Genomic DNA, 23856 nt, shown 5'->3' on the forward strand with positions numbered 1-23856 from the left:
GCTTCTTTAGAAGCAATATAATGATAAAATATCCTATCTAGAAAAAATGTCCAGTAGCGACTTTAAGAACCAATTAATCTTGGAGAGATTACATATGGGTAACGCTCATATCCCCAACCTAAAAAAATGTCTCGTAGGGACTTTACTAAATCAATTAATCTCGGAGAGATTACATATTGGTAACGATCATATCCCCAACCTAAAAAAATGTTCCATAGGAACTTTACTAAGTCAATTAATCTCGGAGAGATTACATATTGGTAACGATCATATCCCCAACCTAAAAAAATGTCCCGTAGGGACTAAACAATTGATAACGCAAATGACAGTCATAAACCTAACAACCCGAATAAAAGCATCACAAAAAAAAGTTTTCGATGCTGCACGAAATATTGATATTCATCAACAGTCTGCCAGTAAAACAAGTGAGATTGCAATTGCAGGAACATCAACTGGTTTAATAAATCTTGGTGAAACCGTAACCTGGCGAGGGAAACATTTCGGCTTTTATCTTACGCACAAAAGCAGAATTACTGAGATGAAATTCTACGATTACTTTATTGATGAAATGGAGGAAGGAAAATTTAAATCCTTCAAACACGAACATTTTTTTAAAGAAGAAAATGACCTTACCATTATGAAAGATAAACTACAATATGAAACACCTTTTGGAGTGTTTGGAATACTGTTTGACTATTTCTTTTTGAAAAAACACCTTACCAATTTTCTTTTGGAAAGGAATAAAATGCTCAAAATAGTTTCGGAAAAAGAATTTTAAATTTCTTACTTTTATAGTCAGACACAATTTTTAAAAATACGTAAGTAAACTAAAAGGAAAATTATGACATTAAAAAGGAAAATACTATCCGTTGCATTTTTTGCTATTTCTTTCATTGGATTTGCACAAAGCAATTGTGCAACATTAAAAGGCTGTGAAAGAAAACTATGTGAGTTGAACATAAAATTGATTGCTGCCAAAAAGGCCGGCAATCAAAACCAAATAAAAGGAGTTGAAGAGGCTATCACGAAAACTCAAAAAAACTGTACTACAAAAACAGTAAACAAAGACCTAAACAAAAAAGTTCAGGAAAAACAGCAAAAAGTCAAAGAAAGAACTGATGCCCTCAACAAAGCCATAAAAGATCAGGAAAGCAAAGAAAAAATTGATAAAAAAAGAAAGAAATTAGCCGAAGCTAAAGCCGACCTGAATAAGGCCCTCGCAGAACAAAAAACGAAATAAGACTTTATTTCACTCTTAAAAAAAACTGATGTTACCGCATCGGTTTTTTTATTTTATGAGAAACTACTTTAAAGAAACAGTATCATCAGCCACCAAAAAATCGGAACACTTTCGACCCAAAACGAAGTATAATATTTAGAGCGCTCCGGATTTGCAAACGCAATAAATAACATTAATATAAGCACCATGATCAGATTAATAAAAACATCATGATAATTAAAAGTAGAAACAAAAACTTCCAAAACCCAAAAAGGGACCAGCAATAAAAAACCTAAAACTTTGGTTCGCTTTACCCCGATCGTTTGCGGGACAGTCTGTAAATGCGGATCATCATTGGCTAAATCAATAATTTCAAAAACCAAAACCAGGACAAAAACCAAAATGAACCGCTGAATACATTTTATAAAAAAATCACTCGTAAAAGGAATCCCTGCATTTATTAACGGCAAAACCAATGTAGTCCCTACCCAGCAAATCGCGACAATATAAATTTTTACCCCTGCCCAATTTCGTGCATTTCTTCGATTCGGAAAAAAAGGAAGTGTATAAAGAGCCGTTATCAGAAAAATCACAATCGAAACAATTTGAGTAATTCGTTTCAACTGAAAAAAATAATAGCCCACTAAAAAGAGTGAAATAAAACTCAAAACAGCGATAATTTTCAGCTGATTCCCGATCAATTTTCTTTTAACACGAACCAATGCATCGTATTTAACAAAATTATATCCCACAATTGTTCCGAAAAAAGCAAACATTGCCATTGGGTTACTATACTGAATATGAAACACATGAAACGTTATTTGCACTAGTGCGTAACACGACAAAGCCACATGAATACTGCTATTCAGGTAAAAATCGACTATCTGCTTTAAAAGTTTCATATTTCAAATCTAATCAATTATTAAGAAACCATATCTTTAATTGAAAATTTCATAAAAAATGAAGTTAAAAATGTGCAATAAATTATTATTAATACTTAATTTTGCGCGACTAAAAAACAACACTTTTACTACTATATGAAAACAGATGCTTTTGCTTTAAGACACATTGGTCCAAGAGAAACAGATCTTCAACACATGTTACAAACTATTGGAGTTGAATCGATCGAACAACTTGTTTATGAAACTCTTCCGGATGACATTCGTTTAAAAGCACCCTTAAACTTAGATCCTGCGATGACCGAGTACGAATTCGCAAACCATATTCAGCAATTAGGAAAGAAAAATAAAGTATTCAAATCATATATTGGTTTGGGTTATCATCCAACTATCGTTCCGGCTCCAATTCAAAGAAATATTTTTGAGAATCCGGGATGGTACACTGCTTATACTCCTTATCAGGCTGAAATTGCTCAAGGCCGTTTAGAAGCGATTTTAAATTTCCAGACTACTGTTATTGAATTAACAGGAATGGAAATCGCAAATGCTTCTTTATTAGATGAAGGAACTGCTGCTGCAGAAGCAATGGCGTTACTATTTGACGTTCGTACACGTGACCAAAAGAAAAACAATACAAACAAATTCTTCGTTTCTGAAGAAATTTTACCACAGACTTTATCCATACTACAAACGCGTTCGACTCCTATTGGAATTGAATTAGTAGTTGGAAACCACGAAGCATTTGATTTTTCAAATGACTTTTTCGGAGCTATTTTACAATACCCAGGGAAATATGGTCAGGTAAATGACTACAGTTCTTTTGTTGCTAAAGCAAAAGAAAATGAAATCAAAGTTGCCTTTGCTGCCGATATTTTATCATTAGCAACCCTGACTTCTCCGGGAGAAATGGGTGCAGCTGTAGTGGTTGGAACTTCACAACGTTTTGGTGTACCAATGGGCTATGGTGGTCCTCACGCTGCTTTTTTCGCAACTAAAGAAGAATACAAACGATCTATGCCGGGTCGTATCATCGGAGTATCTATCGATGTAAACGGAAACCGTGCTTTGCGTATGGCTTTAGGAACTCGTGAACAGCACATTAAACGTGAAAAAGCGACTTCAAATATTTGTACAGCTCAGGTTTTATTAGCGGTTATGGCCGGAATGTATGCGGTTTATCACGGCCCAAAAGGATTAAAATACATTGCGAACAAAGTACACGCATCTGCAGTTACTGCTGCTGAAGCTTTAAATAAGTTAGGCGTTTACCAAACCAACACTGCTTACTTTGATACTATTTTAGTAAAAGCTGACGCTCAAAAAGTAAAAGCTGTTGCGGAGAAAAACGAAGTAAACTTCTTCTATCCTGATGCCGAATCCATTTCGATTTCATTTAACGAAACGACTTCAATTTCGGACATCAACCAAATTATTTCCATTTTTGCTGAAGCTTTAGGAAAAGAAACTTTTACCGTTTCTGAATTATCTGCGGCAAGTCAGTTACCGGCTTCATTAGAAAGAACGTCTCCTTTCTTAACACATGATGTATTCAACAACCATCATTCAGAAAGTCAGTTGATGCGTTACATCAAAAAATTAGAACGTAAAGATTTATCATTGAATCATTCTATGATTTCATTAGGTTCTTGTACAATGAAATTGAACGCAGCTTCAGAAATGTTACCTCTGTCAATGCCAAACTGGAACAGCATTCACCCTTTTGCACCAGTAGAACAAGCTGAAGGTTATATCACAATGCTTAAAAAATTAGAGCAGCAATTAAATGTAATTACCGGATTTGCCGGAACAACATTGCAGCCTAATTCAGGAGCTCAGGGAGAGTATGCAGGTTTAATGGCTATCCGTGCTTACCATTTATCAAGAGGCGATAGTCACCGTAATGTATGTTTAATTCCTTCATCAGCTCACGGAACCAATCCTGCTTCTGCAGCTATGGCCGGAATGAAAATCATTGTTACTAAAACTACTCCGGAAGGAAATATTGATGTAGAAGATTTAAGAGAAAAAGCAATTGAACACAAAGATGATTTATCTTGTTTGATGGTAACCTATCCTTCTACTCACGGAGTTTTCGAATCTTCAATCATTGAAATCACTAAATTAATCCACGACAATGGCGGATTAGTATATATGGATGGCGCTAATATGAATGCTCAGGTTGGATTAACAAATCCGGCTACAATTGGTGCTGACGTTTGTCACTTAAACTTACACAAAACATTCGCTATTCCACACGGTGGTGGTGGACCTGGAGTTGGACCAATCTGTGTGAATGAAAAACTTGTTCCATTTTTACCAACAAACCCAATCTTAAAAGTAGGCGGTGAACAAGCTATTACAGCTATTTCATCTGCTCCTTACGGATCAGCTTTAGTATGCTTAATCTCTTACGGTTACATCACAATGATGGGAGCTGAAGGATTAAAAAGCGCTACAGAGCATGCTATCCTAAACGCGAACTACATGAAAACCAGATTTGAAGGACACTACCCAATTCTTTATACAGGAGAATGCGGAAGAGCTGCTCACGAAATGATCTTAGATTGCCGTTCGTTTAAAGAAAACGGAATTGAAGTTGGTGACATCGCGAAGCGTTTAATGGATTATGGTTTCCACGCTCCTACAGTTTCTTTCCCGGTTGCCGGAACTCTAATGATTGAACCTACAGAATCTGAAGATTTAGCAGAGTTAGATCGTTTCTGTGACGCTCTTATTTCAATTAGAAAAGAGATCGAAGCTGCAACAGCAGATGATAAAAATAATGTATTAAAAAATGCACCTCATACATTAGCAATGTTAACTAATGATACTTGGGATTTCCCTTATTCAAGAGAAAAAGCAGCTTACCCATTAGAGTATATTGCTGACAATAAATTCTGGCCATCAGTTCGTCGCGTAGACGATGCATACGGTGACCGAAACTTAGTGTGTAGCTGTGCTCCTATTGAAGCTTACATGGAAAACTAAGAAATAAATTTTTCTTTACATACATACTTAAACCCGACAGGTTTCAAAACCGTCGGGTTTTCTATTTCAAACACTTTTTCACGCTTATGTTTCATTTATAACAAATCGAAAAAGTTTCTGTTTTAATTAACTAAAGCAAGCCAATATACCCTCAATCGCAAACGTTTGAAATCTCGATAAAATCTAAAATTCATTAGAAAATAAACAATATATGTCGCAAAAAATTATTATTCCACAATTATATGCATGCATAGTATTTTTTATGATAGTTATCATGATTTTATTTATACTTTAGCAATAAATTTACCGGACAATAAAGGAATAATGAAAATAAAAATAATAGGTATAGGAAGTTACATTCCTAATAAAGAAGTAAGCAATACTGACTTTGGCGATCATGTTTTTTTAAATGAAGACGGAACTCCTTTTGGTTACCCTAACGAAGTTGTAATAAAAAAATTTAAAGGCATTACCGGAATCGAAAATCGCCGCTACGCCGAAGACCATCATACCTCATCTGATCTTGCCTTTTTTGCCGCCGAAAGAGCGCTTGAAAATGCAAAGATCGATCGCGAAACTTTAGATTACATTATTTTTGCGCATAACTTTGGTGATGTAAAATCAGGAACACATCAAACTGATATTTTACCGAGTTTAGCAACACGTGTAAAAAACAAATTAAATATTAAAAACCCGAAATGTGTAGCTTACGATATTCTTTTTGGGTGCCCAGGCTGGATTGAAGGTGTTCTGCAAGCGAATGCTTTTATAAAATCTGGTATGGCAAAAAGAGTTTTAGTAATTGGTGCCGAAACCCTTTCAAGAGTGGTTGACGATCACGATCGCGATTCGATGATTTACTCTGATGGAGCAGGTGCTTCAATTTTAGAAGCTTCTGATGATGAAGCCGGGTTGTTATCTTACGAGAGTGCTACTTTTGCCAATGAGGAAGCGAACTACCTGTACTTTGGAAAATCATACAACCCTGATTTAGATCCAGACATTAAATACATCAAAATGTACGGACGTAAGATATACGAATTCGCCTTAAGTCAAGTTCCATGCGCTATGAAAAGCTGCTTAGATAAAAGCGGAATCGCTATCGATGAAGTCAAAAAAATTCTGATTCACCAGGCCAACGAAAAAATGGACGAGGCAATTATTGCCCGATTCTATAAACTATACGACAAAACACCTCCTGAAAATGTTATGCCAATGTGCATTCACGATTTAGGGAACTCCAGCGTTGCGACAGTACCCACCCTTTACGACTTATTGATTCAGGGTAAACTGGAAAATCATGAAATAAACAAAGGAGATGTTGTCATTTTTGCCTCTGTCGGAGCAGGAATGAATGTCAATGCATTTGTTTACAGGTATTAGTCGCAGTCTCAGTATTCAGTCGCAGTTCACAGTCAACTGAATACTGAGACTGAATACTGAGACTGAGACTGAGACTGAGACTGAGACTGAATACTGAGACTGAGACTGAGACTGAACACTAAAAAAGTCCGCATTATAAGATGCGGACTTTTTTAGTATATTTGTGCCCTAATTATAAATCAAGAACGAGAGATTGTTTCGTTCCTCGCAGCGACTATGTACGAAAAAACGTTTCCGAATAAAAGATTCAAACTTACTTTAGAGTTTTTACAAAAACACGTTAAAACATCAGAAACCATTTTTGATTTTGGTGTATCAAATCCATTCTCTAAAATAATGGAAGAAAATGGTTATACTGTAAAAAATACAAAAGGCGAAGATTTAGACAACGATCAAACAGCTTTGCAAACGGAAGAATATACTGTTTTTACCGCATTTGAAATCTTCGAACACTTGCTAAACCCTTACACTATTCTACAAAACGTAAAATGTGATAAGTTAGTAATATCGATCCCATTGCGTTTATGGTTTTCATCCGCATATCGTTCTAAGACTGATATGTGGGACAGACATTATCATGAATTTGAAGACTGGCAACTGGACTGGCTTTTAGAAAAAACAGGCTGGAAAATAACCGACCGCCAAAAATTTACACATCCCGTAAAAAAGTTTGGATTCAGACCTTTACTAAGATATTTCACGCCAAGATATTATATTGTTGTAGCGGAAAAAATAAAAGCCTAAAGTCAAATTCCAATAAAAAAAATCCAAATTCCAATTAAGCCCGTTTTGATTGGAATTTGGAATTTAAAGAATTGGAATTTAAATTGAAAATTATGAAGTATTACATCGTCATTCCGGCTCACAACGAACAAGATTTAATTGGCTTGACCTTACAGTCTTTGGTTTCACAAACTGTTTTACCTTCAAAAATTGTAGTGGTAAATGACAACTCAACGGATAAGACAGAAGAAATTGTATTGGGTTTTGCAAAAGACCATCCTTTTATTTCTATTGTAAATAAAACGTCAGATGCAATTCATATGCCCGGAAGCAAAGTTATTCAGGCTTTTCAAAAAGGTTTTGAAACTTTGGGTTCAGAATATGATATTATTGTAAAAATAGATGGTGATCTCATTTTTCCTGCCAATTACTTCGAAACGATTATTACCCATTTTCAATCTGATTCGAAAATTGGAATGGCGGGTGGTTTTTGTTACATTGAAAAAAATGGCGACTGGATTCTCGAAAATCTTACCGACAAAGATCATATTCGCGGAGCATTAAAGGCGTATCGCAAAGCTGCTTTCGAGCAAATTGGAGGTTTAAAACCTGCTATGGGCTGGGACACCGTAGACGAATTACTTTGTAAATATTATGGATGGAAGATCGTTACCGACTCTTCTTTACACGTAAAACATCTTAAACCAACAGGCGCAAATTATAACAAAACAGCCCGATACAAGCAAGGTGAAGCTTTTTTCACTTTAGGATACGGCTTCTGGATTACAGCAATCGCATCGGCTAAATTGGCCATGATGAAGAAAAAACCGCTCCTCTTTTTTGATTATATTCAAGGATTCTGGAAAGCAAAAAGAGCCAAAACCCCACTACTGGTTACCCCTGAACAAGCTAAATTTATTAGGAATTATCGCTTTCAAAAAATGAAAGAAAAGTTAATTTGATTCGGAAAACAACCGAAAAGACTTAACTCATACCCCAAAACTCATAACTTCTTTTTACCTTAGCCAATATTTGTAAAACTATGATGCTAATTCGTTACTTATCCCAAATCGGGAGATATTTTTTAATGCTGAAAGAGATTTTCAATAAACAGACCAAGTGGTCTGTTATGCGACAATTAATTTTTAAAGAAATTGATGATTTAATTATAGACTCTTTAGGTATCGTTTGTTTTATCTCTTTCTTTGTTGGAGGTGTTGTTGCGATTCAAACCGCTTTAAACTTAACAAATCCGTTAATCCCAAAATATTTAATTGGTTTTGCTACGCGTCAATCCGTGATTTTAGAGTTCGCCCCTACTTTTATTTCGGTAATTATGGCGGGAAAAATGGGGTCCTTTATCACCTCAAGCATTGGTACTATGCGTGTTACAGAACAAATCGATGCATTGGAAGTTATGGGTGTAAACTCTCTTAACTATCTAGTTTTCCCTAAAATTATTGCTTTACTATTGTATCCTTTTGTAATTGGAATCAGTATGTTTTTAGGAATTTTTGGAGGATGGCTTGCAGGTGTTTACGGAGGCTTTACCACAAGTAATGACTTTATTATTGGTGCTCAAATGGAATTCATTCCTTTTCACATCACTTATGCTTTTATTAAAACTTTAATATTTGCCATGTTGTTGGCTACCATTCCGTCTTTTCACGGTTATTATATGAAAGGTGGCGCCCTTGAGGTAGGTAAAGCCAGTACAGTATCGTTTGTTTGGACTTCGGTTTCAATCATTCTTTTTAATTATATACTAACACAATTGTTACTAGGATCATGATAGAAGTAAAAAATTTAGAAAAATCATTTGGCGACAGCAAGGTTCTGAAAGGTGTTTCGACAGTTTTTGAAACTGGAAAAACCAACCTGATTATTGGACAGAGTGGATCCGGAAAAACAGTTTTATTAAAAAGTCTGTTAGGAATTCATACACCAGACAAAGGAACTATTTCCTTTGATGGTCGTATTTATTCAGAACTGGATCCTGATGAAAAAAGAGAATTAAGAACTGAAATCGGTATGGTTTTTCAGGGAAGTGCTTTGTTTGATTCGATGACCGTTGAAGAGAATGTTGCATTCCCGTTAAAAATGTTTACCAACGACAATAAGGCTAAAATCAAAGAACGTGTTGATTTTGTCCTGGAAAGAGTAAACTTAATTGATGCGCATAAAAAATTACCTTCTGAAATTTCAGGAGGAATGCAAAAGCGTGTTGCGATTGCACGCGCGATTGTAAACAATCCAAAGTATTTATTTTGCGATGAACCCAATTCTGGTTTGGACCCAAATACTTCTACCCTTATTGATAATCTAATCAAAGAAATCACAGAAGAATACAACATTACAACGGTGATCAACACCCACGATATGAACTCAGTAATGGAAATTGGCGAGAATATCGTATTCCTGAAAAAAGGTGTAAAAGCCTGGCAGGGAACTAAAGAAGAAATCTTTAGAACCGATAACGAAGCGATTGTAAAATTCGTTTACTCTTCAAATCTGTTTAAAAAAGTAAGAGAGGCTTATTTGAAAGGATAAAGCTTTTAAATTCTAATTCTCGCTGGGAAACTCAATAAAAAAAATCCAAATTCCAACTGTATAAGTATTGGAATTTGGATTTTTTTTATTGGATTTTTCTTTTAATGTATTATCTCCACTTCAGCATTTGGATTAAACAGATATGTTTTTCCGGAGCTAATCTCAATACATTCAAAACGCTTGGTTCTAACGGCCAATTTCTTGAATATTTTACCGTTTTTAATCCTGAATACACTTCCGTAGGGAATTTCAAAAATATAGCTCTTATCGTTGGCTGCATCGTATTGTTTTAAGGCCAAAGACAAAGTGGTATCGGTATCACTGCTTGCCGAAGGGTTCTTAAAATGCCTTGCTAACAAAGGCAATAATGAACCTGGGAAAATTTCGGGACGAATAAAGGGAACCATCATCCTTTGAAAAGTAAACTTCCATTCGTTACCATGAGGTTTTATTTTTCTTCCAAATTTCTCAAATGCAACCAAATGCGATATTTCATGAATGAGCGTAATTAAAAAGCGATATTTATTCAAACTCGCATTCACCGTAATTTCATGTTTACCACTTGGACCTCTTCTGTAATCACCATGACGCGTCTGACGCTCATTGACGATTTTCAGATGAACCTGATTGGCAACAATCAAATCAAAAACAGGCTTTACAGCATGCTCTGGTATGTATTTAGCTAAAGTTTCGCTCACTTCAAGTTAAATGTTATTTGTAAAAAGTTAGAAGTTTTCTTCAATTTGGAATTTAAAATTACGGATTCGTTGAGGAAACTTCCAGCACCTTTCCGTTGAAATATTTATTTCCGTTGAGTGTAAAATCATTGATGTATGTTGCCATTCCTTCGGCAGAAATTGGCGCCTGATAACCCGGGAAAGCTTCATTTAACATTTCTGTCTGAACCGACCCCAGAGCCAGCACATTAAATGAAATCCCTCTTTCTTTGTATTCTTCTGCCAATAATTCAGTCAAAGTAATTACAGCTCCTTTACTGGAACTATAAGCTGCAAGACCTGCAAATTTCAAACTTCCTCTTACCCCTCCAATAGAACTAATGGTTACCACATGGCTACCGCTTTGAAGATAAGGAAGACAAATACGCGTTAAGTTAGCAACAGCAAAAACATTCACTTTATAAATACTTTCAAAATCAGCCTGAGTGGTTTCGGCAAAAGGTTTTAACAACAATGCACCGGCGTTATGTACCACTGCATCAACCCTTTTCCAGGAAGAAGAAAGAAACTGATCTACTTCCGCCAAAGCAGTTTCATCTGCCAGATCAACAGACAGACAGCTAATATTATGATGTTCTAAAAGTGTAGTAGGTATTTTTCTGGAAATTGCCAGAACCTGATGACCTGCATTGGCAAACTGCAATGCTAATTCGTAACCAATTCCACGACTGGTTCCGGTAACAATAATATTTTTCATAAAGCAAAAATAAGCAAATCGAATAAAACGACAGATTAATTATTCATTGTAATTTCTTCCGTTGGTGTAATCGTAATTTTAGTTACGGCCGGCAAAAATTCCTGAATAAAAGAGGTCATATGCGGAATATCCATTACCTTAAATTCATCTGAAACATGGTGGTAAAAGTCAAAATTTTCAAAATCAAAAGTACTTACGGACTGACATGGTTTTTTAAATGCCTCATAAAAAGAAAAGTTATCCGATCTGTAAAACAATTTATACTCTGCTTCTTTAGGTAGGAACCCGATTGTTTTTTTACCAGTGTATTCGTTTATTTTTTGGGCCATATTACTTTTATCAAAACCGGTAATATAAGCCAGATAATCACGTTTCATTGGCACACCAATCATTTCGATATTCAATTGTGTGTACAAATTGAAATTTTGCTTTTTAAGTTTTTGCACCAAACTTTTAGACCCCAACAATCCTTTTTCTTCTCCTGTAAAAAACACAAAAAGAATACTGCGTTTGTTCGATTTTGTTTCGCTAAAATACTTCGCCAGCTCTGCAACTGCCGTAACTCCCGAGGCATCATCATTAGCACCATTAAAAACAACATCTGGCTGCTGTTTTTTCTCCAACCCTATATGGTCGTAATGTGCACTTAAGACCACGTATTCTTTTTTCAGCACCGCATCTGTTCCTTCTATAACTCCAACAATATTATACGCCGGTGTTTTAAAATTGGTTAAGGTATCTCTGTAAGAAACAAAATACGGTTTTACTTTATTTTGTTTGAAGAAGTCTTCTAAAAAAATGGCTGCTTTCTCGATTCCTTTTGTTCCGGTTTCACGCCCTTCCATCTCATCTGAAGATAAACTTTTTAAAAAACCAGAAACCTCAGATTCCTTTACCTTATAGGTAACTTCAATGGGTTTTGAATCTGCTGTCGGAGCGGTAGTAGCTATTGCTGAAGGATTCGATTTACAAGCTAAAAAAACAAACGGAAATAGAACGTACAGTTTTTTCATAAGTGAAGATTTGAATGTGCTTTAGAGGTTAAACTTCTATTGCAGTTGATTTAAAATATTTTTTATACACTTTAAACACCTGAACACTTCCCAACAAAATGAAAAAAAACGGAATAAATACAGGTATTACATACTTTGAAAATGCGTTATTTTTTTCAAAAACAGCCTGTAGAATTACAATCAGACTCAACATTCCGAAAAAAACACCAATCAAAGTTCCTGCAATATAATAATATTTTAACTTTTTTTCTATTACAATATACTTTCCGTTAAGCAAATAGAGATTCCAACTGGTCCAAAAAGGCAGCTGTAAAAAATTAAAACAATTTAAAATGACTCCAATAACAAATGGTGAATACATTAAATAGTTCCTTAAATTCTCATTTGATTTTGCAGTTTGATTAGAACCGAAATAAAAAAGAAAAGCCAAGATAAACATAAATCCAACAGCAAAAAAATCAATGATCTTCATCAATTTTTTATTACGAATCAGTTGTCTGGCGAAAATTAGGGTAAAATAAATGACAAAAGTTTCGACAAAAATGACTCCTAATAAAAAGAGAACCAAATTATTCAGCCCTGATCTCGAATAAATTTCCAAACCTACTAAATTCAAATACCCCAATGGAATTGATCCGATGAAACTCACCAAAAACCCTACCGAGATATTTTTTATTCTTTTCATATCTAAAAATTTACGATCTTACTGTTTTGCGCCAAATGCAATTTATATTCCCGAATGCCCACTTTATAATCGAGATACGGAACTCCTTTTTTATGATTTTCAGCACTGATTTCGTACATATACGTAATGTGTCTCGCCAGTTCTTTCCAGGCAAACCAAACCGAGTGTTTAGGATCGTAAATGTGTGTGGGTTCACTTGCCGCTCCGTTTAGTTCTACGACCTGAAATTGCTCTCCGCGCTCTAGTTCTTCGAAAGTATTGTACATGATATCAAAGCGTCCGAAGTAAAACTCGGGAACCTTCTTAGCTATTTCATCAATCGTCGCTGTCAGTTGTGGTGTAATCCAATCGCTTCCGTCCAGGAATTTTGCCCCTCGTGCGTGATTACCAAAAGGCACTAAATTTATGCTTTCACCGTGTGGTAAAATCTTCTGCAATTGTTTGCCATATTCCTCTTTTAAAACTTCAAGCTGCAATTGAAATCTTGGTGTTTTACAAATTAAATCTTCAATAGTCGAAACGCCGTCACCGGTAACAATTAAAAATTCTTTCGAAACGATTCCTGTAATTCTCCCCTCTTTTTGATTCGGATGACGTACATAAAAAATCCCGACTTCGTTTTTAAACGGAATGAGATCCTGCAATAAAAAATCAAAATTTGCTTTTCTGGCGTATTCACTCAACTCCAATACATTTCTGATTTTTTTCACACCGGAACCACGTAAACCAATATCAGGTTTAGCAATTAAAGGAAAATACATGCTGCTTTCTATTATCTTTTCGACAATCTTTTCTAAACCTGTACACTCCCGAATCAAAATAGTATTTGGATAACATTCTTTAGGAAGCAGATCATAAATTTGTTTTTTGCTCTCCATTATAAATCCGCCATTTTTTATTTTTGGATTAGATGCATTAAAGAAAAATACCGATCTGGCTTTGATAGCATAGTAAGCCCAAAGAAAATAAATAGGAACATACAGTACCTTAAAAGGCCAGTACTCCCAATTGGTTATTCTATGAAAAAGTAATTTCATCTTTACTTGCTTTAAATACTTATAAAAGAAGTCGAAAAATCTTCTGCTCTAATTAAATCATAATACCTCATAGTCCCTTTATTCTGCTTAATTACAACCTGGGTTACGCTCAGTGTTTTCAGAACATTTTCTCTGTTAATGACCAAGCCGTTTTCAGAATCATCATTTTGGGTGTTTCGATGAAAATCTAGCATATCCACAGCAGAGATTTCATCTTTGTCTTTCAAAAAATTAAAGAACCAATTGGAGCGTCTCTTTCTAATTTCTTCAGGATACAGAGTAACCGATGACCAGATGTGGTTTTTAGAAGATTCTAATGCTGTCTTTATTTTGACAAGACCATCCCAAATCAATTCATACAATGCTCCTCCCTGATATAAAACCAATGTAAAGGGTTCAATATCTTCCAGATTAATTTCATTCCAAAAATCCTTAGGCGATGCACTGGAAATAACATCCAGAGCAACCAGTCCCCTGCTTTTTCGATACGGAAACAGAGAGCGGTGTTTCTCTATTCCTCCATTCAAAAGTACTAGTATACTTCCGTTTTTATCCACTGCAAACCAAGTCCCTCCTGCTTTTGGATCTTTTGGATACATGATAGTTTTCCCATTCTGACAATAATTTTTTGGCGCGATGGCTTCGGGACGAATTACTTTTTCATCCCGATTTGAAGTAATAATTACAACTCCATTATTATTGACAAAACTTACTGTACACATTGTTTACGATATTCTATAGTGGAACGCGCTACACCAAAATTCTCATCAACCAAAATATTTTTAAACGGCAAAACAGCAACTTTTATCAAAGCCTGATGATGAATGCAATGCTCCAGATTATATAACAGCTCTCTGTAATAATTGCTCTGAATTCTAAGCGAAAGTCCATCAATTACCTGTTCTAAATAAATAATTTTGTTCTCGCTTTTTAGTTCTGTTTTTATTTCAGTTATAAGTTCTTTTGCATACTCAGTTTCGGTTTGAATTCGGGTATTTCGTTCTCGGTTATCATAATTCACGATTCCCGCATCGTAACCATTTTCCAGACCTTTAAACATCTCGAGTATGTGTCGCATATGCTCACCAATTGTTGAATTATTTAAAGCAGGGCAAGGTCTTGCATAATCTGTATCCGATAATTGACTCAACAAATCATTGAGTTCATCTAAACTGTGACGTATTGATTTTAGTAACATGGCTATTTTAAATTTAGAAGATTAAACAATTTATTTTTATTGAAATAAAGTAACCCTAGACAACATAACAAAGTAATAATGGCCAACAAAAAGAGAAAACCACCATCATTCTGAATGACAATTCCTAAAACAAACAAGTGAGAAAAAATAGCTCCGGCCATCACTCCGCATCCGCCCAAAGCTCCAATCCATGTTGTTTTTGGAATTAAAATTAAAATGGCAACAACCAATTCGGCTATTCCTGAGCCAATTCTCCCATAAGGCTCTATTCCTAAAGTTGAGAAAATATAAATACTTTCTTTTGCCCCACTGAATTTAAAAAATAAGGTTTGTAGTAAAATTCCAGCTGCAACAATCCTTAAAATCCAGACTATTTTTTCTGATTTTGTCATTCCCATTACTTGTTTATTTTTTTCCAGTTATCATCTGCCTGCACCTTCAGATTGTTCTGATTTTTATTCCAGCTTTTCAAGGTATTATTAAAGAAGGCATTGTAAAACAAGTAGAGTTTGCCGTCAATAATCTTAAACGTTTCAGGATTTATATCAACTTTCTCTCCGGAACTTCCTAAAGCATAAGCACACCAGCCTCCATACTGCGGTTCATACTTTGACGGATTTTTTAAAAATTCCTGTTTGTTCTCATTTGAAGAAAATTTATAAATCACTCCCTGATAAGAAGCTGATAGCTCATTCTTTCCCTTAATGGCTTTTCCCTGATTAAAATATCCAACAGGATCATAGCCCTTAATGGCTACTTTGTTTTCTAAATTGTACTGACTGATTCTTTTCGCATCATTCTGAGCAAATGAAAGACCCGAAATCAAAATCAATACAAAAAAAAGTAGTTTTTTCATCTTGTTTTATTTTAGTTTTTTTAATACTGAAACAAGTAACTCAGTCGAAATACGGTGCTTAAAATCAGGAGCAATATATTCGAACAAAATCTCACTATCCGTGTTTACTATAAAAACAGACGGAACAGGTAAGAAACTGGCATTAACTCCTTTAGAATGTACGTTAATTACTGATTTATAGTTTTCAGGAGCTTCATAAGCAATTCCAATCGCTTTGGCAAATTCTCCATCAGAGTCAGAAAGCAAAGTGTATTTTACTTTATCTTTTTCTTCTGTAATTTTTAAATTCTCAGAAGCATCAGGGCTTATAGCGACAACTTGATATCCAAGACTCAGAATTTGCTTCTCGGCTTCCGCTAATGCCTGCAAATGCATATTACAATAAGGACACCAACCGCCACGATAGAAAACTAAGACTGTTTTTTTCTTTCTAAGTAAATCAGAAATTTTTACAGTTGCATTTTCGGATGTTTTTAATGTGTTATTTGGGATTTTCTCTCCTATTAATAAAGGAGCAACATCAGTCGCCATTTTAGGAAGCGAACTTTGTGCAGTAGCAGCCGTACTTAAGGCCACTAAAACAGCAAAAAATAGTTTTTTCATAATTTTTAATTTTACATCTTAATTTAATAATGTAAAATTACGGTAGTATGAAAAAGGTAAATGTCGGCTAATTTACACTTAGCCAAAAATAATTAAATTTTGGTAATATCCAGAATGACAATCTCTTTTCTATTGTAATGTAACAGCTTATTGGTTTCCATTTCGTTTAACAACTGAGTTGCGGTTTGCCTGGAAGTACAAATGATTTGGGCAATATCATTTTGTGTTAAGTAATTTTCAATCGTTACTGAATTTCCATCTGCAGTTCCTTCCTTTTCTGCCCAGTCTTTAAGAAACTGATACAACCTGGTTTTTGCATCTTTAGAAATTAAATTAGCGTAGCTGTTTTTGATACGTTTCATCTTCAGACCAACAAATTTGGTATACGAAAGTGCCAGAGTTGGATTTCTTAACAATAAATCTTCGAAATCCGACATTAGAAAACTACAAATAGCAACATCATCTGAAAGCACTTTTGCATATTCTTCATTCTTAGCATCTGTTTCCAAAGTAAGTTCTCCAAACAAATCTCCCTTCTGAATGATATCTTTTATAGTTTCGTTACCTTCTTCATCGATAGATACAATTTTAATATTTCCTTTTTTAAGTAAAAAGATACGTGGCAAATCTGAAGTAGAAAAATAAATAATTTCTCCTTTTGATGCTTTTTTAAAGCCTGTGATAATACACAATTGTTTAATCTGCGAATAACTTAATGTTCTAAACAATTTATGATCCCGTAAATACCAATATTTTAAATCTTCGTACATAAAAAGTTTATTTCTGTAAAGATAACTAAATTAAAAATCCAAACAAAAACCCTTTCAGACATAGAATAACCTGAAAGGGTTTTAATTATCTAATCTTCTAAGAGATTTATCCTGCAATAACAGCTCTCGAAATTACAATTTTCTGAATTTCTGAAGTTCCTTCGTAAATCTGGGTAATTTTTGCATCACGCATAAAACGTTCTACATGGTACTCTTTTACATAACCATTACCTCCGTGAATCTGAACCGCCTCAACAGCTGTATCCATCGCCACTTGCGAAGCAAATAATTTTGCCATTGCACCACTTACATCGTAATTTTTATGCTGGTCTTTATCCCAAGCTGCCTTCATACACAAATGACGTGCTGCTTCAATATTAACTGCCATATCTGCTAGTTTAAAAGCAATTGCCTGGTGGTTGCAAATTTCAGTTCCAAAAGCCTTACGTTCTTTAGAATATTTCAAAGCCAGTTCATAAGCTCCTGAAGCAATTCCTAAAGCCTGAGAAGCAATTCCGATACGACCACCTGCAAGTGTTTTCATTGCAAATTTAAATCCGAAACCGTCTTCACCAATTCTATTTTCTTTAGGAACTTTTACATCACTAAACATCAAAGAGTGTGTATCAGAACCACGGATTCCCATTTTTTGTTCTTTTGGTCCAATAGAGAAGCCCGGCATATCTTTAGTCATAATCAAAGCATTAATTCCTTTATGCCTTTTCTCCGAATCTGTTTGCGCAATCACCAAATAAACTGATGCTGTGTTTCCATTTGTAATCCAGTTTTTTGTTCCGTTTACCAAATAATGATCTCCCATATCAATCGCAGTAGTTTTTTGCGAAGTAGCATCACTACCGGCTTCAGGCTCACTTAAACAAAATGCTCCGTGAATTTCTCCTGATGCTAAACCTGGTAAATATTTTTGTTTTTGTTCTTCGGTCCCAAATTCTTGCAGTCCCCAACAAACTAATGAGTTATTTACAGACATAACTACAGAAGCTGATGCGTCTACTTTCGAAATTTCTTCCATAGCAATTACATAAGAAATGGCATCCAATCCGCTTCCGCCATATTTAGGATCAACCATCATTCCCATGAATCCTAATTGTCCCATTTTTTTAATTTGCTCTGTTGGAAATATTTGTTTTTCGTCACGTTCAATAACACCAGGCAGCAATTCGTTTTGAGCAAAATCTCTTGCAGCTTGTTGAATCATTAAATGTTCTTCGGTAAGATTAAAATCCATAGTTATCTTGTTTTATTTTTCTCGTCTTGATTCAATTTAAAATATCGAACTAAGATGATGGTTATTTTGTTTTGTTTTTTTGAATTGCTTTTTTTCTGTAAAAAGGCTTCCAAAGATAAATTTTAAATGCGAGTTTAACAATGCATGCATATAAATTTAATAGATCAGCAATAATTACGATAACGTTTTCGTTATAATCATAAAAATTTAGCGCAACACGCATCAACTTTGCAATAATTTCTTTAAAAATCAAGAATAAAAGCCACGGCTCAAAAAGCAATTTTCTAAAATTTTAGTAAAATTTTACCTGTGAAAAGATTAAACAATTCTTAAAATATAAGGTTTCCCGTAAAACAACTCTTACTAATTTGATTACTAATCTCATAGGGGTAAAAAAAATGAAATTACAACGAAAAAAACATATTTAATAACGCTTAATAATTGATAAATTAACATTATTTTTGCCTAAAAATTATAATATCGATAGAACATGAAAAAGATTTTACTTTTACTTACATTCCTTTTTAGTATACAATCCTCGACAGTTTCTGCCCAGACTCAGCTTGATGTGAATGGCGTTACTGTTCCAAGAAAAATTGAATTTCAAGGCAAAAGTTTACAACTTAACGGTGCTGGAGGCAGATCAAAAATGTGGTTGGAAGTTTATGTTCAGGCCCTATATTTATCGCAGCTAAGCCAGGATCCGCAATTTATTATTGACAGTGATACCGAAATGGCAATCCGAATTGAAATTACTTCTTCAATGGTTTCTTCAAGTAAATTGACTAAAGCTATGAATGCAGGTTTCGAAAAATCTACAGGAAGCAATCTTGCTGAATTGCGACCTCGAATAGAGGAATTTAAAACTTTCCTAAGTGATATGATTACAGAAAAGGATGTATTTGTTTTGGCTTACAACCCACTTGATCAAACCATCAATGTCTACAAAAATGAAAATCTGAAAGGAAAAATCTCAGGATTTGATTTCAAAAAAGCATTGTTCGGAATCTGGCTTTCAGATAAACCAGTTGACGAAACACTGAAAAAACACTTGTTAGGAATATAATTTGTGAAATTTATAAAATTCTAAGGCCGGAAACGCATTGTTCTCGGCCTTCTTTTTTTTGTTTGATAAAATTTGACAGTAGATACATTATTCGCATTATTCTATTTTATACTTTTACGCAAACTAAACATATCTCAACAAAATGAAAGATTTATTACAGCAATTTGAAAATAAAGCACCTGAAATTGTTTTTAACTGGAAAGATTCCGAAACAGAAGCCGAAGGATGGACTGTTATCAATTCACTACGTGGTGGAGCTGCGGGTGGAGGAACAAGAATGAGAAAAGGCTTAGATATGAATGAAGTTTTATCATTAGCCAAAACCATGGAGGTTAAATTTTCAGTTTCCGGACCTGCCATTGGAGGTGCTAAATCCGGAATAAATTTTGATCCAAACGATCCACGCAAAAAAGGCGTTTTACAACGTTGGTATAAAGCTGTTTCTCCTTTATTAAAAAGTTACTACGGAACTGGTGGAGATTTAAATGTAGACGAAATTCATGAAGTAATTCCAATGACCGAAGAATGTGGTGTATGGCACCCTCAAGAAGGTGTTTTCAACGGACATTTCAAACCAACCGAAGCAGATAAAATTAATCGAATCGGGCAATTACGTCAAGGGGTTATTAAAGTAATCGAAAACCCTAAATTTTCTCCTGATGTAACCCGAAAATATACCGTGGCTGACATGATTACCGGTTATGGTGTTGCCGAAGCGGCTCGTCATTTTTATACTATTTATGGTGGAGACATCAAAGGCAAAAAGGCAATTGTACAGGGATTTGGAAATGTAGGTTCTGCTGCCGCTTTCTATTTGGCTGAAATGGGCGCAAAAGTAATCGGAATTATTGACCGCGACGGAGGGTTAATAAAAGAAGAAGGGTTTTCATTTGAAGAAATTAGAACTTTATTTTTAAATAAAGACGGAAACAAATTGGTTGCCGATAATATGATTCCATTTGAAGAAATCAACACCAAAATCTGGACGATCGGTGCCGAAATTTTCACCCCTTGCGCAGCTTCAAGATTGGTAACTCAAACCCAAATCGACAGCTTAATCGCCAATGGATTAGAAGTTATCTCATGTGGAGCCAACGTTCCTTTTGCCGACAAAGAAATTTTCTTCGGTTCTATTATGGAAGAAGTTGATCGTAAAGTAAGTTTGATTCCTGATTTCATCTCAAACTGTGGAATGGCAAGAGTTTTCGCTTATTTCATGGAGAAAAAAGTTCAAATGACAGATGAGGATATTTTTAATGATACTTCAGAAATCATAAAAAATGCAATTGCTAAAGCCCACACTTTAAATTCAGCAAAAACAAATATCAGTGCAACTGCTTTTGAAATTGCACTAAAACAATTAGTATAATTTTCTGTATACTTTTATTCTAAACGAGCTAAATTATTTGGCTCGTTTTTTTTTGTTCAACCGCTAAGGTTTTACTCAAAGTACACTAATTTATTTCTCACAAAGTCGCAGAGTCGCAAAGTTTTGCTTTTTAAATTTTTCTTTTCAACTCTGCGACTTTGCGAGATTAAAAAACAGCTTTGCAAACTTTGCGTAAACCTTGGCAAACCTTGCGGTTAAATTCTATACCACACTCTCATTGTAAACAATTTTTAGTACTTTTAAACGTTTTTATTTAATACAATTACAAAACCCGGAATCAAAATGACTTTTACGGATTCTTCAGATAAAAAGAAATCTTTACTAATATCAACGGCTATTTATGCCTTTTTACTCTTGCTTTTATTTTTTATACGTTTTTGGCCTCCTTACAATCCTGAAAACAATGTCGCACTTGCTAGTGGCGGAGGCGGTGGTGGTGTTACGGTAAACTTTGGAGACAGCGATTTAGGCTCGGGAGCAAATTATAAAAGCGAAGTTTTAAATGTAAAAAACGAGGCCAGACAAACCCCGGCAAAAGCAACGCCTGACGAAGCAATTCTAACTCAGGAAAATACAACAACCGATGAAAGTGTTGTAATCCCAATCAAAGAAAAGTCTAAAAAGCCAACACCTGTTGTAAAAACTGAAGCAAAACCGATTCCTGAAAAACCAAAAGTTTCTAATTCTACCAACGATGCTTTGTCCAGTATTTTAAAAGGATCAAACAAAGGTGGTGATGGCGATGATAAAGCAGCAGGAAACAAAGGAAAAGCAAACGGGAGTTTAAGTTCTAACGGATACTATGGAACAGGTGGTTCCGGAGGAGGAACCGGCGGTGGTAACGGAACCGGAAATGGAATTGGTACCGGAAGCGGTTATGGCCCTGGAAGCGGAGGAGGCTCTGGCGGCGGATCAGGATATTCTTTAGGAACCCGAAAAGCATTGTCTAAACCTGCACCAAAATATACTTGTAATGAAGAAGGAAAAGTTGTTGTTGAAATTACAGTGGATCAAAACGGAAAAACAATCAGTGCGACTCCTGGAATTAAAGGAACAACCAATACAGCAAGATGCTTATTAGATCAAGCCAAGATTGCAGCAATGAATACAAAATGGGATGCTGACAGCGACGCACCTGCAAAACAAACCGGAAAAATTATTTACAATTTTAGTTTGAATTAGAACACGAATTGCACAGATTTACACGAATTAAAAAAGGCTTTCTGATTATTCAGAAAGCCTTTTTTATGTTTTATCTGGTTTGTCAATTTCGACCGACGGCAGAAATCACAATAGAAACTCCACAAGCAAAAGTCAATCTTTGTCGATAACCGATTGTGGTTTTTCTCTTCGGTGGAAATGACAAGATTATGTTATCCTCCCTATATTAGCTAGATTGCTTTATTTCTCGAAAGGACATAATCAATGACTACTTTTTCTTTAACCTATCCTTTTCTTCTTTTTTCTTTATTCTATACTCTCTTTTTTCCGCGTGAGGGATAGAAGCAAGCTACCGAAGTAGCGCGGATAGCCCGACAGCAATAAAAAAATGGGCGAATCAACGTCATGTCGAATAGCCCATTTTTTTATTGTGGTCACGCCCTAAAGGATAATCTTACTTTGGACTCGTAGCAATTACAAACTTCAAATTGTTCTTCACTCCGATCTGCAATACATCAACTAAATCTTGAACCTGAAGATTAAATGGAATTCGAACTACAACAGTTTGCTGTTTGTCTGCTCCTATTTTTGACATTAAAGTTGTTTCCAAAGCATCAAATTCAACCGGAACTTTGTCTATATAGAATTTTTTATCTTCGGTAACAGACAAACTAATCAACTGTTTATTTGTTTTTTCATTTGCTTTCGCTTTCGGCAATGTCATTTTAATAACATTAGGATTTGCAAGCGTTGAAATAATAAGAAAAAACAACAGCGGGAAAAACATAATATCACTTAATGATGAAGTTGCCACCTCGGCATGAAATCTTCTTTTTCTCTTAATTGACATATCTTATGCTCTTTGAATTATATTGACAAATTCTAATATTTGTTTTTGAATTTTTAAAGCGAAATCATCAATTTTTCCGTTCAGTAAATGATAGGCACTATACGCAATAATTCCCACAATTAATCCCGAACCCGAACTAATCATTTTCTCATATAAACCTCCCGAAATATTTCCGATACTAATATTTTCAGTAACAGAAATACTATAGAAAATTTTAATTACTCCTGAAATAGTTCCAATAAAACCAAGTGTTGGAGCAATCCCGGCAATAAGCCCCAGATGTCCCAAACGTCTTTCCATTTCACCAATTTCAATATCGGCAGCACGGTCCATATTGGATTCAATTTCAGCAATTGGTCTTCCAATAACCAAAACACCTTCTTTCAAAATATTTCCGGCCGCAGTATTACTTCTCTCAACAATAGTTCTGGCCAATTCTATATTACCGGCGTTTAGTTTATCACCAACATCTTGCATCAATCGACTATCAATTTTAGAAGCTTTGCTAATGTATAAGTAGCGTTCTATAATTACATAAAAAGTATAAAACAATAAGATAGCAATTGGAATCAGAAAAAAACCTCCTTTTAAGATAAATCCTAAAACAGAGATTTCGGTATTGGGTGCGATTTTTTCGATAACTACGTTAGATGCGTTTGCAATGGTATCTGTTTGTAATTGAATGAAACTAAACATATATTAATTCTTGTTTTTAATAATTAATTCTAAAAAATATTTGAAATTTGCAATAAAGATAATTTTCGCTCTCTTATAAAACTAAA

Annotated in this window: 26 protein-coding genes; 11 read left to right on the forward strand and 15 right to left on the reverse strand. The window is 34.9% G+C overall.

Going from position 1 to position 23856, the window contains the following annotated elements:
- Positions 1 to 79 precede the first annotated feature (79 nt).
- Positions 80 to 778 carry an SRPBCC family protein gene (locus AC3IS6_RS02140; protein ID WP_489163213.1) on the forward strand — a complete coding sequence of 233 codons (699 nt, stop codon included), beginning with the start codon at positions 80 to 82 and terminating at the stop codon, positions 776 to 778.
- Between the two features lie 63 nt (positions 779 to 841).
- Positions 842 to 1240 (forward strand): DUF1090 family protein, encoded by a 399-nt coding sequence (locus AC3IS6_RS02145; protein ID WP_489163215.1) that lies wholly within the window; start codon positions 842 to 844, stop codon positions 1238 to 1240.
- Between the two features lie 68 nt (positions 1241 to 1308).
- Here the strand turns inward: AC3IS6_RS02145 and AC3IS6_RS02150 are convergent, their stop codons facing one another.
- Entirely contained in the window at positions 1309 to 2121 is an 813-nt protein-coding gene (locus tag AC3IS6_RS02150; protein WP_489163217.1) for a UbiA prenyltransferase family protein, read from the reverse strand.
- Between the two features lie 135 nt (positions 2122 to 2256).
- On the opposite strand from AC3IS6_RS02150, the gene gcvP reads away from it, so the two are divergent.
- The 6 genes from gcvP (at position 2257) to AC3IS6_RS02180 (ending at position 9762) form a co-directional block, all read left to right on the forward strand.
- Entirely contained in the window at positions 2257 to 5106 is a 2850-nt protein-coding gene (gene gcvP, locus AC3IS6_RS02155; RefSeq protein WP_489163219.1) for an aminomethyl-transferring glycine dehydrogenase, read from the forward strand.
- A gap of 324 nt (positions 5107 to 5430) precedes the next feature.
- Positions 5431 to 6489 carry a 3-oxoacyl-ACP synthase III family protein gene (locus tag AC3IS6_RS02160; protein ID WP_489164906.1) on the forward strand — a complete coding sequence of 353 codons (1059 nt, stop codon included), beginning with the start codon at positions 5431 to 5433 and terminating at the stop codon, positions 6487 to 6489.
- Between the two features lie 216 nt (positions 6490 to 6705).
- Positions 6706 to 7233, forward strand: coding sequence for a methyltransferase (locus tag AC3IS6_RS02165; protein ID WP_489163221.1), 528 nt, complete (start codon positions 6706 to 6708; stop codon positions 7231 to 7233).
- A gap of 92 nt (positions 7234 to 7325) precedes the next feature.
- Positions 7326 to 8174 (forward strand): glycosyltransferase family 2 protein, encoded by an 849-nt coding sequence (locus AC3IS6_RS02170; RefSeq protein ID WP_489163223.1) that lies wholly within the window; start codon positions 7326 to 7328, stop codon positions 8172 to 8174.
- Positions 8175 to 8254: 80 nt separating this feature from the next.
- Positions 8255 to 9004, forward strand: a complete 750-nt coding sequence (locus AC3IS6_RS02175; RefSeq protein WP_489163225.1) for an MlaE family ABC transporter permease — start codon at positions 8255 to 8257, stop codon at positions 9002 to 9004.
- Complete coding sequence (locus AC3IS6_RS02180; RefSeq protein WP_489163227.1) at positions 9001 to 9762, forward strand: ABC transporter ATP-binding protein; 762 nt, start codon at positions 9001 to 9003, stop codon at positions 9760 to 9762. The genes AC3IS6_RS02175 and AC3IS6_RS02180 overlap by 4 nt, the downstream gene beginning before the upstream one ends.
- A gap of 101 nt (positions 9763 to 9863) precedes the next feature.
- Here the strand turns inward: AC3IS6_RS02180 and AC3IS6_RS02185 are convergent, their stop codons facing one another.
- The 12 genes from AC3IS6_RS02185 to AC3IS6_RS02240 all read right to left on the reverse strand — a co-directional run bounded on the left by AC3IS6_RS02185 (position 9864) and on the right by AC3IS6_RS02240 (position 18607).
- Entirely contained in the window at positions 9864 to 10460 is a 597-nt protein-coding gene (locus AC3IS6_RS02185) for a SprT-like domain-containing protein (RefSeq protein WP_489163229.1), read from the reverse strand.
- A gap of 58 nt (positions 10461 to 10518) precedes the next feature.
- Complete coding sequence (locus AC3IS6_RS02190; protein WP_489163230.1) at positions 10519 to 11196, reverse strand: SDR family NAD(P)-dependent oxidoreductase; 678 nt, start codon at positions 11194 to 11196, stop codon at positions 10519 to 10521.
- A gap of 35 nt (positions 11197 to 11231) precedes the next feature.
- Positions 11232 to 12209 carry a M20/M25/M40 family metallo-hydrolase gene (locus AC3IS6_RS02195; RefSeq protein WP_489163232.1) on the reverse strand — a complete coding sequence of 326 codons (978 nt, stop codon included), beginning with the start codon at positions 12207 to 12209 and terminating at the stop codon, positions 11232 to 11234.
- Positions 12210 to 12237: 28 nt separating this feature from the next.
- Positions 12238 to 12894 (reverse strand): hypothetical protein, encoded by a 657-nt coding sequence (locus AC3IS6_RS02200; RefSeq protein ID WP_489163233.1) that lies wholly within the window; start codon positions 12892 to 12894, stop codon positions 12238 to 12240.
- Between the two features lie 2 nt (positions 12895 to 12896).
- Positions 12897 to 13931, reverse strand: coding sequence for a D-alanine--D-alanine ligase (locus tag AC3IS6_RS02205; RefSeq protein WP_489163235.1), 1035 nt, complete (start codon positions 13929 to 13931; stop codon positions 12897 to 12899).
- Positions 13932 to 13942: 11 nt separating this feature from the next.
- Positions 13943 to 14653 (reverse strand): NRDE family protein, encoded by a 711-nt coding sequence (locus AC3IS6_RS02210; protein ID WP_489163237.1) that lies wholly within the window; start codon positions 14651 to 14653, stop codon positions 13943 to 13945.
- A complete protein-coding gene (locus AC3IS6_RS02215) occupies positions 14641 to 15129 on the reverse strand; it encodes a DinB family protein (RefSeq protein ID WP_489163239.1) in 489 nt (162 codons plus the stop codon). Before AC3IS6_RS02215 ends, AC3IS6_RS02210 begins: the two co-directional genes overlap by 13 nt.
- Before the next feature lie 2 nt (positions 15130 to 15131).
- Positions 15132 to 15521: a DoxX family membrane protein gene (locus tag AC3IS6_RS02220; protein WP_489163241.1), complete on the reverse strand. Its 390-nt coding sequence runs from the start codon at positions 15519 to 15521 to the stop codon at positions 15132 to 15134.
- Positions 15522 to 15526: 5 nt separating this feature from the next.
- Positions 15527 to 15985 (reverse strand): YHS domain-containing (seleno)protein, encoded by a 459-nt coding sequence (locus tag AC3IS6_RS02225; protein ID WP_489163243.1) that lies wholly within the window; start codon positions 15983 to 15985, stop codon positions 15527 to 15529.
- A 6-nt stretch (positions 15986 to 15991) separates the two neighbouring features.
- A complete protein-coding gene (locus tag AC3IS6_RS02230; protein WP_489163245.1) occupies positions 15992 to 16588 on the reverse strand; it encodes a peroxiredoxin-like family protein in 597 nt (198 codons plus the stop codon).
- 92 nt (positions 16589 to 16680) lie between these two features.
- Positions 16681 to 17358: a Crp/Fnr family transcriptional regulator gene (locus tag AC3IS6_RS02235; RefSeq protein ID WP_489163247.1), complete on the reverse strand. Its 678-nt coding sequence runs from the start codon at positions 17356 to 17358 to the stop codon at positions 16681 to 16683.
- Between the two features lie 106 nt (positions 17359 to 17464).
- Entirely contained in the window at positions 17465 to 18607 is a 1143-nt protein-coding gene (locus tag AC3IS6_RS02240) for an acyl-CoA dehydrogenase (RefSeq protein WP_489163249.1), read from the reverse strand.
- 490 nt (positions 18608 to 19097) lie between these two features.
- On the opposite strand from AC3IS6_RS02240, the gene AC3IS6_RS02245 reads away from it, so the two are divergent.
- From AC3IS6_RS02245 to AC3IS6_RS02255, 3 genes are all read left to right on the forward strand, one after another.
- Complete coding sequence (locus AC3IS6_RS02245) at positions 19098 to 19673, forward strand: chalcone isomerase family protein (RefSeq protein ID WP_489163251.1); 576 nt, start codon at positions 19098 to 19100, stop codon at positions 19671 to 19673.
- A 142-nt stretch (positions 19674 to 19815) separates the two neighbouring features.
- The gene (locus AC3IS6_RS02250) at positions 19816 to 21042 is read left to right on the forward strand and encodes a Glu/Leu/Phe/Val dehydrogenase dimerization domain-containing protein (protein ID WP_489163253.1); all 1227 of its coding nucleotides are present in this window, start codon (positions 19816 to 19818) and stop codon (positions 21040 to 21042) included.
- Between the two features lie 303 nt (positions 21043 to 21345).
- Entirely contained in the window at positions 21346 to 22245 is a 900-nt protein-coding gene (locus AC3IS6_RS02255; RefSeq protein ID WP_489163255.1) for an energy transducer TonB, read from the forward strand.
- Between the two features lie 433 nt (positions 22246 to 22678).
- Here AC3IS6_RS02255 and AC3IS6_RS02260 read toward each other — a convergent pair whose 3' ends face one another.
- A complete protein-coding gene (locus tag AC3IS6_RS02260) occupies positions 22679 to 23074 on the reverse strand; it encodes an ExbD/TolR family protein (protein ID WP_489163257.1) in 396 nt (131 codons plus the stop codon).
- 3 nt (positions 23075 to 23077) lie between these two features.
- On the reverse strand, positions 23078 to 23770 hold the full coding sequence (locus AC3IS6_RS02265; protein WP_173967168.1) for a MotA/TolQ/ExbB proton channel family protein: 693 nt from the start codon (positions 23768 to 23770) through the stop codon (positions 23078 to 23080).
- Positions 23771 to 23856: the final 86 nt, after the last annotated feature.

It is taken from the genome of Flavobacterium sp. KH_035, from assembly GCF_057839565.1.

Coding starts and splice junctions, on each gene's coding strand:
- AC3IS6_RS02145 (WP_489163215.1), top strand. CDS start 842: ATGACATTAAAAAGGAAAATACTATCCGTTGCATTTTTTGCTATTTCT.
- AC3IS6_RS02150 (WP_489163217.1), bottom strand. CDS start 2,121: ATGAAACTTTTAAAGCAGATAGTCGATTTTTACCTGAATAGCAGTATT.
- gcvP (WP_489163219.1), top strand. CDS start 2,257: ATGAAAACAGATGCTTTTGCTTTAAGACACATTGGTCCAAGAGAAACA.
- AC3IS6_RS02160 (WP_489164906.1), top strand. CDS start 5,431: ATGAAAATAAAAATAATAGGTATAGGAAGTTACATTCCTAATAAAGAA.
- AC3IS6_RS02165 (WP_489163221.1), top strand. CDS start 6,706: ATGTACGAAAAAACGTTTCCGAATAAAAGATTCAAACTTACTTTAGAG.
- AC3IS6_RS02170 (WP_489163223.1), top strand. CDS start 7,326: ATGAAGTATTACATCGTCATTCCGGCTCACAACGAACAAGATTTAATT.
- AC3IS6_RS02175 (WP_489163225.1), top strand. CDS start 8,255: ATGATGCTAATTCGTTACTTATCCCAAATCGGGAGATATTTTTTAATG.
- AC3IS6_RS02180 (WP_489163227.1), top strand. CDS start 9,001: ATGATAGAAGTAAAAAATTTAGAAAAATCATTTGGCGACAGCAAGGTT.
- AC3IS6_RS02190 (WP_489163230.1), bottom strand. CDS start 11,196: ATGAAAAATATTATTGTTACCGGAACCAGTCGTGGAATTGGTTACGAA.
- AC3IS6_RS02195 (WP_489163232.1), bottom strand. CDS start 12,209: ATGAAAAAACTGTACGTTCTATTTCCGTTTGTTTTTTTAGCTTGTAAA.
- AC3IS6_RS02200 (WP_489163233.1), bottom strand. CDS start 12,894: ATGAAAAGAATAAAAAATATCTCGGTAGGGTTTTTGGTGAGTTTCATC.
- AC3IS6_RS02205 (WP_489163235.1), bottom strand. CDS start 13,931: ATGAAATTACTTTTTCATAGAATAACCAATTGGGAGTACTGGCCTTTT.
- AC3IS6_RS02210 (WP_489163237.1), bottom strand. CDS start 14,653: ATGTGTACAGTAAGTTTTGTCAATAATAATGGAGTTGTAATTATTACT.
- AC3IS6_RS02215 (WP_489163239.1), bottom strand. CDS start 15,129: ATGTTACTAAAATCAATACGTCACAGTTTAGATGAACTCAATGATTTG.
- AC3IS6_RS02220 (WP_489163241.1), bottom strand. CDS start 15,521: ATGACAAAATCAGAAAAAATAGTCTGGATTTTAAGGATTGTTGCAGCT.
- AC3IS6_RS02225 (WP_489163243.1), bottom strand. CDS start 15,985: ATGAAAAAACTACTTTTTTTTGTATTGATTTTGATTTCGGGTCTTTCA.
- AC3IS6_RS02230 (WP_489163245.1), bottom strand. CDS start 16,588: ATGAAAAAACTATTTTTTGCTGTTTTAGTGGCCTTAAGTACGGCTGCT.
- AC3IS6_RS02235 (WP_489163247.1), bottom strand. CDS start 17,358: ATGTACGAAGATTTAAAATATTGGTATTTACGGGATCATAAATTGTTT.
- AC3IS6_RS02240 (WP_489163249.1), bottom strand. CDS start 18,607: ATGGATTTTAATCTTACCGAAGAACATTTAATGATTCAACAAGCTGCA.
- AC3IS6_RS02245 (WP_489163251.1), top strand. CDS start 19,098: ATGAAAAAGATTTTACTTTTACTTACATTCCTTTTTAGTATACAATCC.
- AC3IS6_RS02250 (WP_489163253.1), top strand. CDS start 19,816: ATGAAAGATTTATTACAGCAATTTGAAAATAAAGCACCTGAAATTGTT.
- AC3IS6_RS02255 (WP_489163255.1), top strand. CDS start 21,346: ATGACTTTTACGGATTCTTCAGATAAAAAGAAATCTTTACTAATATCA.
- AC3IS6_RS02260 (WP_489163257.1), bottom strand. CDS start 23,074: ATGTCAATTAAGAGAAAAAGAAGATTTCATGCCGAGGTGGCAACTTCA.
- AC3IS6_RS02265 (WP_173967168.1), bottom strand. CDS start 23,770: ATGTTTAGTTTCATTCAATTACAAACAGATACCATTGCAAACGCATCT.